6 protein-coding genes and 1 pseudogene are annotated in these 8209 nt (G+C 69.5%); 3 read left to right on the top strand and 4 right to left on the bottom strand.

Annotated elements, in window-relative coordinates; translation table 11 throughout:
- On the top strand, window positions 1-337 hold a 337-nt coding region (locus EBH09_RS14130), incomplete at its 5' end, for an Rv3235 family protein (RefSeq protein ID WP_238697295.1).
- A 112-nt stretch (window positions 338-449) separates the two neighbouring features.
- Here the strand turns inward: EBH09_RS14130 and secA are convergent.
- A complete protein-coding gene (gene secA, locus EBH09_RS14135) occupies window positions 450-3296 on the bottom strand; it encodes a preprotein translocase subunit SecA (RefSeq protein ID WP_121747276.1) in 2847 nt (948 codons plus the stop codon).
- A 277-nt stretch (window positions 3297-3573) separates the two neighbouring features.
- On the opposite strand from secA, the gene EBH09_RS14140 reads away from it, so the two are divergent.
- Window positions 3574-4140, top strand: a complete 567-nt coding sequence (locus tag EBH09_RS14140) for a GNAT family N-acetyltransferase (protein WP_121747277.1) — start codon at window positions 3574-3576, stop codon at window positions 4138-4140.
- A gap of 338 nt (window positions 4141-4478) precedes the next feature.
- The gene (locus EBH09_RS14145) at window positions 4479-5654 is read left to right on the top strand and encodes a crosslink repair DNA glycosylase YcaQ family protein (protein ID WP_121747278.1); all 1176 of its coding nucleotides are present in this window, start codon (window positions 4479-4481) and stop codon (window positions 5652-5654) included.
- Between the two features lie 67 nt (window positions 5655-5721).
- Here EBH09_RS14145 and EBH09_RS14150 read toward each other — a convergent pair whose 3' ends face one another.
- The 3 genes and pseudogenes from EBH09_RS14150 to EBH09_RS38895 all read right to left on the bottom strand — a co-directional run.
- A complete protein-coding gene (locus EBH09_RS14150) occupies window positions 5722-6480 on the bottom strand; it encodes a response regulator transcription factor (protein ID WP_121747279.1) in 759 nt (252 codons plus the stop codon).
- Window positions 6481-6706: 226 nt separating this feature from the next.
- On the bottom strand, window positions 6707-7399 hold the full coding sequence (gene raiA / locus EBH09_RS14155) for a ribosome-associated translation inhibitor RaiA (protein WP_121747280.1): 693 nt from the start codon (window positions 7397-7399) through the stop codon (window positions 6707-6709).
- A gap of 313 nt (window positions 7400-7712) precedes the next feature.
- Window positions 7713-8209: pseudogene (locus tag EBH09_RS38895) on the bottom strand (ComF family protein); the annotation flags it as partial.

The raw sequence follows: 8209 nt of genomic DNA on the forward strand, positions 1-8209 counted from the left end.
CCGCCCCACCGACCGCTTCGCCGAGCTCCTCCTCAACGTGCTCAGCGGACGGCGCCCCGTCCATTCGATGCTCCGCCACACCGCCGGCCGCGCCTACGACGACCTGGCCCACCTCGCCGAACGCGGCCCCCTGCGCACGCGCGGCACCTTGCCCGTCGTCCGCGACATCGGCTACTTCGAGCCCCGGCCCGGCGCCCTGGAGGTCTTCGCCCGGATCGGCGCGGGTGACCAGCTGCGCGCCATGGCCTTCCGACTGGAGCAGGGCCGCGACCTGCGCTGGCGCTGCACGGCGGTGGAACTGGGCGGCCCCCGCCGCCCGCACACCGACGACGACTGAGACCGACGCCGACCGACGCCGGCCGACGCCGCACGCCGGGACAGGCCGAAGGGCCGGGCACCCAGAGGTGCCCGGCCCTTCCACCGCTACGGCGCCCGAAGGCACCGCGCCGTCACTTCTTGCGGCGACGTCCGCCCTTGGCCTGCTTGCGGCGCTGCGCGCGCGTGAGCCCGTCGGACTGGGGCTGCGCGGGCTCGCCGTCGGTGGTGAAGTCGCCCTCGACGACACCGCCCTCGCCGTCCACGGTCGGGGCGGAGAAGTGCAGTCCCCGGCGCTGCGGGGCGTCGAGTCCCTTGGCGCGGATCTCCGGACGGGCGCCCGCCTGGGCCGGGACGGCGTCCTGCTTGCCCTTGTCCAGCGACGGCCCCGCGTCCTCGACCGGGACCTCCTCGACCTGCTGCTCGACCTGGACCTCCAGGTTGAACAGGTAGCCGACGGACTCCTCCTTGATGCCGTCCATCATGGCCTGGAACATGTCGAAGCCCTCGCGCTGGTACTCGACCAGCGGGTCCTTCTGCGCCATCGCGCGCAGGCCGATGCCCTCCTGGAGATAGTCCATCTCGTAGAGGTGCTCGCGCCACTTGCGGTCCAGGACCGAGAGCACGACCCGGCGCTCCAGCTCGCGCATGATCTCGGAGCCGAGCTGCGCCTCACGCGCCTCGTACTGCTCCTGGACGTCGTCCTTGATGGACTCACTGATGTAGTCGGCGGTCAGCCCGGCCCGGTCGCCGGCCGCCTCCTCCAGCTCCTCCACGGTGACCTTCACCGGGTAGAGCTGCTTGAAGGCGCCCCACAGACGGTCGAGGTCCCAGTCCTCCGGGAAGCCCTCGGCGGTCTCGGCCTCCACATAGGCGTCGATCGTGTCGTTCATGAAGTGCTGGATCTGCTCCTGCAGGTCCTCGCCCTCCAGAACGCGGCGCCGCTCGCCGTAGATGACCTCGCGCTGCCGGTTGAGGACCTCGTCGTACTTCAGGACGTTCTTACGCGTCTCGAAGTTCTGCGTCTCCACCTGCGACTGGGCGGACGCGATCGCGCGCGTGACCATCTTGTTCTCGATCGGCACGTCGTCCGGGACGTTCGCCATCGACATCACGCGCTCGACCATCTGGGCCTTGAACAGCCGCATCAGGTCGTCGCCCAGGGAGAGGTAGAAGCGGGACTCGCCGGGGTCTCCCTGACGGCCGGAGCGGCCGCGCAGCTGGTTGTCGATACGCCGCGACTCGTGCCGCTCGGTACCCAGCACGTAGAGGCCGCCGAGCTCCTTGACCTCTTCGAACTCCGCCTTGACCGCCTGCTCGGCCCGCTCCAGGGCGGCGGGCAGGGCCGCGGCCCACTCCTCGATGTGCTCCTCCGGGTCGAGGCCCCGCTGGCGCAGCTCCGCCTCGGCGAGGTCCTCGGGGTTGCCGCCGAGCTTGATGTCCGTACCACGGCCGGCCATGTTCGTGGCCACGGTCACGGAACCCTTGCGGCCCGCCTGGGCGACGATCGTGGCCTCACGGTCGTGCTGCTTGGCGTTGAGCACCTCGTGCTGGACACCGCGCTTGCTGAGCTGCTGCGAGAGGTACTCGGACTTCTCGACCGAGGTGGTGCCGACGAGGATCGGCTGGCCCTTGCCGTGCTTCTCCTCGATGTCGTCGACGACCGCCTCGAACTTCGCGACCTCGGTGCGGTAGATCAGGTCCGACTGGTCCTTGCGGATCATCGGCCGGTTGGTCGGGATGGGCACCACGCCGAGCTTGTAGATCTGGTGGAACTCGGCGGCCTCGGTCATGGCCGTACCCGTCATGCCGGACAGGCCGGGCAGTTCCTTGCCGTTGTGGTCGTGGCGCTTGTAGAGGCGGAAGAAGTTCTGGAGCGTGATCGTGGCGAGCGTCTGGTTCTCGTCTTTGATGTCCACCCCCTCCTTCGCCTCGATCGCCTGGTGCATGCCCTCGTTGTAGCGGCGGCCGGCGAGGATACGGCCGGTGTGCTCGTCGACGATCATGACTTCGCCGTCGATGACGACGTAGTCCTTGTCCTTCTTGAAGAGTTCCTTGGCCTTGATGGCGTTGTTCAGGTAACCGACGAGCGGGGTGTTCACCGACTCGTAGAGGTTGTCGATGCCCAGCCAGTCCTCGACCTTGGCGACGCCGGACTCGTGGATGGCGACGGTGCGCTTCTTCTCGTCGACCTCGTAGTCGCCGGTCTCCTCGATGCCCTTGAGGGTGTTGCCCGCCTCGCCCTTCTTCAGGCGGGTGACCAGCTTGGCGAAGTCGCCGTACCACTTGGTGGCCTGGTCGGCCGGACCGGAGATGATCAGCGGCGTACGGGCCTCGTCGACGAGGATGGAGTCGACCTCGTCGACGATGGCGAAGTTGTGACCGCGCTGGACGAGTTCGTCCTTGGACCACGCCATGTTGTCGCGCAGGTAGTCGAAGCCGAACTCGTTGTTCGTGCCGTAGGTGATGTCGCAGCCGTACATCTCGCGGCGCTGGGCCGGCGTCTGGTTCGCGAGGATGCAGCCGACGTTCAGCCCGAGGAACTTGTGGACGCGGCCCATCATCTCGGAGTCGCGCTCGGCGAGGTAGTCGTTGACCGTGACGATGTGCACGCCCTCGCCGGACAGGGCGTTGAGATAGGCGGGCAGCGTGCCGACGAGGGTCTTGCCCTCACCGGTCTTCATCTCGGCCACGTAGCCCATGTGCAGGGCCGCGCCGCCCATCATCTGCACGTCGTAGTGCCGCTGTCCCAGGACCCGCTTGGCGGCCTCCCGGACGGTGGCGAAGGCTTCCGGAAGCAGGTCGTCCAGGCTCTCACCATCGGCGTAGCGCTGCTTGTACTCATCGGTGAGGGCCCGCAGCTCGGCGTCGGAGAGGTCGACGAAGTCCTCTTCGATGGAGTTGACCTGGTCCGCGATGCGGTGCAGCTTGCGCAGGATCTTGCCTTCGCCTGCACGCATGATCTTCGAGAGGACGGACACGGGGGTTGGTCTCCTTGCCGGTCGGGCCTGGGACGGTCGTTTTCCTGTGACGGACTGAGCAACGGCCATCGTATGCGAGGACCCCGCCGCCCCGGGAGCCTGCTGTAACGGGGACCGTGTGCTCCTTCATCCAGCTTCCGGTCTGCTGTCATCGAGTTCAACGTCCGGGCACCGCGGATGGTGCCGTGCCCGCCGACGAATCATGCGAAAAGTGACGGTCTGTTCACGCACGGCAAAAAGATGGCGTCCGTCGCGGACCGCCGCGCAGAATCGGCCGATGGAACCCCTCACGCTCACCACCGACCGCCTCGTCCTGCGCGCGGTCGGCCCCCGGGACACCGATTCCGTGTACGCCGCCTGCCAGGATCCCGACATCCAGCGCTGGACCACGATCCCCTCGCCCTATCTCCAGGAGCACGCGCGGGGCTTCACGGAACAGATGGTCCCCGACGGCTGGGCGAACGCCTCGATGTTCACCTTCGGCATCTTCCTCCCCACCGGGGACCTGGTCGGGATGCTCGGCATCACGATGCTCTCCCTGGGCGTCGGCGAGATCGGTTTCTGGGGCGCCAAGGAACACCGCGGCCACGGCTACGTCACCGAGGCCGCCGTCGCCGTCTCCCGCTGGGCCTTCACCGACCGGGCGATCGACCGCCTGGAGTGGCGCGCCGAGGTCGGCAACACGGCCTCCCGCGCGGTGGCCCAGCGCGCGGGCTTCACCATGGAGGGCACGTTGCGCTCCGCGATCAACAACAACGGCGTCCGCCGCGACTCCTGGATCGGCTCCCTCCTCCCCTCGGACCTCTCGCTCCCCTCGACGTCCCCGTACCTGCCGGCCCCATAGCCACCCCGACGCAGCTACGGGCAGCACCGCGCGGCCCGCGAGCAGCCGCACCCCGCAGCGTGCGAGCAGCCGCACCCCGCGGCTGCGGGCGGTCGTGCTCCCCAGTGCCGGAACGGCCTGGGAGCTACCCCCAGGAGCGGCACGGGCGGGCGGTGGGAGCACCTCCCGCTCGAGCGGAGCCGAGAGTAAGGGAGGCACCCCGCAACGCCGGGCTGCGCACCCACCCCCGACCCGCATCGACGCAGGGTGCCCCGTAAGCCGGCCCACGCGACCATGCCCGCGCCCCCCGGCACGCACGCCACCCCCACTGTCAGACCCACCCCTTATCGTGCGGACGTATGACGACCCTCCCGCCCCCCATCACGGAACTGTCCGCGCAAGAGGCCCGCCGCCTCGCCCTCCGCGCGCAGGGCTTCCTCGGCGCCCCCGACCGCCGCGCAGGCGTCCGCGGCGTCCTCCGTCACCTGGGCGCGGTGCAGCTCGACACCATCTCGGTCCTCGCCCGCTCCCACGAACTCATCCCGTACGCCCGTCTCGGCGCACTGGGCCGCAAAGCGGTCGAAGACGCCTACTGGCAGGACACGCACGCCTTCGAGTACTGGTCCCATGCCGCCTGCATCCTCCCCATCGAGGAGTGGCCGCACTTCGCCTTCCGCCGCCGCGCCTACCGAAACCGCCCGCACTGGAACCACTCCCTCCCCGACGGCACCTACGACCAGGTCGTCAAGCAGCTCCGCACCGAGGGCCCGCTCACCGCGACGGACCTGGGCGGCGCGAAGAGGACCAGCGAGTGGTGGGACTGGTCGGGCACGAAGGTCGCCGTCGAGCGCGCGCTCATGTACGGCGAGGTGGTGTGCGTCGAGCGCCGCGGCTGGAAGCGGGTGTACGACCTGGCCGAGCGCGCCGTCCCGGCCGCGCTGCTGCACGACGAGCTGGACGACGCCGAGTGCCTGCGCCGCCTGGTCCGCCTGGCCGGCCAGTCCCTGGGCGTCGGAACACGCGCGGACATCGCGGACTACCACCGTCTCAAGGGTGAGCAGGTCGACGCCGTGATCGCCGACTCGGGCCTGGTCCCGGTCACCGTGGAGGGCTGGTCCAAGCCGGCCTGGGCGGACCCCGCGGCCCTGGAGACGCCCCCGCGCGGCCGGCACCGCACGACGCTGCTCTCGCCCTTCGACTCCCTGATCTGGGACCGTGCGCGTACGGAACGGATCTTCGGCTTCACCCATCGCCTGGAGGCCTACGTGCCCAAGCAGAAGCGGGTGCACGGCTACTTCGCGATGCCCGTCCTGGCAGGCGGCCGGCTCGTCGGCCGCGTGGACCCGGCGCGCGAGGGGCGCACTCTGGTCGCCAAGCAGATCACGCTGGACGGCCCCAAGGCGGCCCCGGCGGTCGCTCAGGCCCTGGTCGAGGCTGCGGGCTGGGTGGACTGCACGGACGTACGCGTGGAACGGGTCGACGCACCGGACCTGCGCGAGCCCCTCACGAGGGAACTGACCCGCCTGCTCGCCTGACCCGCGCAAGGCCGCCGACGGCGGCCGTCAGCGCCTTCGGCTTCGGCTTCGGCTTCGGCTTCGGCCGTCATCGGATCTCGAGGATCTTCTCCCGCATCGCGTACACCACGGCCTCCATCCTGGAGTGCAGCTGCAGTTTCTCCAGGATGTTGCGCACGTGGTTCTTCACGGTGTTCTCGGAAATGAACAGTTCCTTGGCGATGTCCCGGTTGTTCATTCCCGTGGCGACCAGCTTGAGGACCTCCAGTTCACGGTCCGTGAGCCGCGGCGCGGGAACGAGCCGGCGTTCGTCGGTCCGCTGGATCATCGACTTGAACTCGGTGAGCAGTTTCGACGCCATGGACGGACTGATCTGCGACTGCCCGTCGGCCACGGCGCGGATGGCGGTGGCCACCTCGTCCGTCGAGATCTCCTTGAGGAGATAACCGGTCGCGCCCGCCTTGATCGCGTCGTAGAGGTCGGCCTCCTCGTCGCTGATCGTCAGCATGATGATCTTCGCGCTGGGGGCCACCTCCTTGATGGAGGTGCAGGCCTCGATCCCGCCCCGTTTGGGCATCCGCACATCCATCAGGACGATGTCCGGCAGCAGGTCGGCGGCCTTCTCCACGGCCTCGGCTCCGTCACCGGCCTCCCCGACGACCTGGATGTCCTCCTCGGCCGCGAGCACGATCTCCAGTCCGCGGCGGAACAGGGCGTGGTCGTCCACGACCAGGACCCTGATCGGCTCCGCGCGCGCAGAGCCCGCGTCCGAGCCCATGCCGGCGACTCCGTCGTCGATCCCCCCGTCGACGCCCGCGCCCCGCATCGGTCCGAAACTGTCCGCCATCGTTCCTCCCCCTGAAGGCTGTGGCCCGTCGTCCTGAGCCATCGCCAACCCAGAGCAACGACCCACCGGTTGGGCCGTTGCCGCCATGATTCCATGCCCGGCCGACACCGGGGTGGACGTGCGGGCCACGAAGGGGGTCGCAGACCCTCGCGCACCGTCGCACACCGGTGCCCCTGGGGGCGCACACGCGCTCCAGGGGCACCGGTTCCGCTGTCGCCGGGCGTCGTCAGCCGCCGAGCGCGTCGCCCGCCTCGGTGGGGTGCGCCTGGGTGACCATCGTGTCCGTCGTGAGGTGGATCACGCCGTAGTCGTAGGCGTGCCGCCGGTAGACGACGCTGGGCTCCTTGGTCTCGGAGTCGACGAACAGGTAGAAGTCGTGCCCGACCAGTTCCATCTCGTAGAGCGCCTGGTCGAGGGACATCGGCGCGGCCACGTGGGTCTTCTCGCGGACGACGAGCGGACCGTCGCCCTGCACCTCCAGCGAGCCGATCTTCTTGGTGGGTACGCCGTCCTGCTTCTCCTGCGGGACGACTTCGCCGTTCCCGTTGAGCGTCGCCGCGCCGGGGACGTGGTCGGCGACCTCGGCCGCCGAGATCCGGCGCGCACCGCGGCGCGAGAAGCGCTTGTCGTGCTGCTTGCGCAGCCGGGCACCGAGCTTCTCCGCCGCCAGGTCGAGCGCCGCGTACGGGTCGCTCGCCGCCGCCTCCGCCCGGATCACCGGACCGCGGGAGCGGAGCGTGATCTCCACTCGGTCACAGCGGTCGGCCTGCCGGGGGTTGGGCTCCTTGGACACCTCGACGTCGAGGCTGATCACCTTGCCATCGAGCTTCTGGATCTTCTCCAGCTTCAGCTTCTCGGCCACGTGCTTCCGGAACCGCTCGGGCACCTCGGTCTTGCGGCCCTTGACGACGATGTCCACGCAGAACTCCGTTCCCGGATCACTCCGCTTCGATGGCGGAGCATCTCCCTTTTGCACCAGGTTCCGGTCTACCCCGGAACCTCGGACTCGGTGACTTCCACCTCCTCCCCCGCGGGCGAGATCTCCACTCCACCGGTGCGGGTGATGACGGTAAAACCCGCAGCACGGCATTCGGATTTGAAAGGTGTGGCCTGCGGCTTTGCCTCACAACCGAACATATCTCGCCCGGACGGATGTCGTCACCCTCTACCGCGCCGTACCTCCGTTCCGGTGAATTGAGCCTCTCACTACCTGCAACGAAGCAAGTTTCTAGTCAGTTCCGGTTTATTTCGAAAGAATCTGGTGATGCCGCGACCACTGCCGCGCGGATCGCTTCACGGATCACGTCACCGCCCTCGTTCGGACCCGCCATTCGGGGCCCGGCCTTCCGTTCCTCTCTGCCTTCCCCTGCCGACGACGGATACACAGCGGATTTCGCCCCGGCCCGCGCCGCGCGCAGGGCACGCGCCGCCTCCGTCAGGGACGCCCCCGTCGTCATGAGGTCGTCGACGAGGACGACCGGCCCACCCCCGCACAGCAGCCGACCACCGCCGGGAGCCACCGCCAGCGCGCCGGCGAGATTGCGCAGCCGCTGCCGGGCGCCGAGCTCCGACTGGTCGGCCACGGCGTGCCGTTGCCGCAGCACGGCCAGCACCCGGGCGGGCGTCCCGGTCCGCCGCAGCTCTCCCGCCGCCGCGAGGGCGATCCGCCGCGCCGGGTCGTGCCCGCGTGTGCGCACCGCCCGGGGCGCGGACGGCACGGGCACGAGCC

The organism is Streptomyces sp. E2N166 (assembly GCF_003671715.1).
Classification (GTDB): domain Bacteria; phylum Actinomycetota; class Actinomycetes; order Streptomycetales; family Streptomycetaceae; genus Streptomyces; species Streptomyces thinghirensis.

Excerpts from the sequence above, each read along its gene's own strand:
- EBH09_RS14140 (WP_121747277.1), top strand. The coding sequence starts at position 3,574 with ATGGAACCCCTCACGCTCACCACCGACCGCCTCGTCCTGCGCGCGGTC.
- EBH09_RS14145 (WP_121747278.1), top strand. The coding sequence starts at position 4,479 with ATGACGACCCTCCCGCCCCCCATCACGGAACTGTCCGCGCAAGAGGCC.
- EBH09_RS14150 (WP_121747279.1), bottom strand. The coding sequence starts at position 6,480 with ATGGCGGACAGTTTCGGACCGATGCGGGGCGCGGGCGTCGACGGGGGG.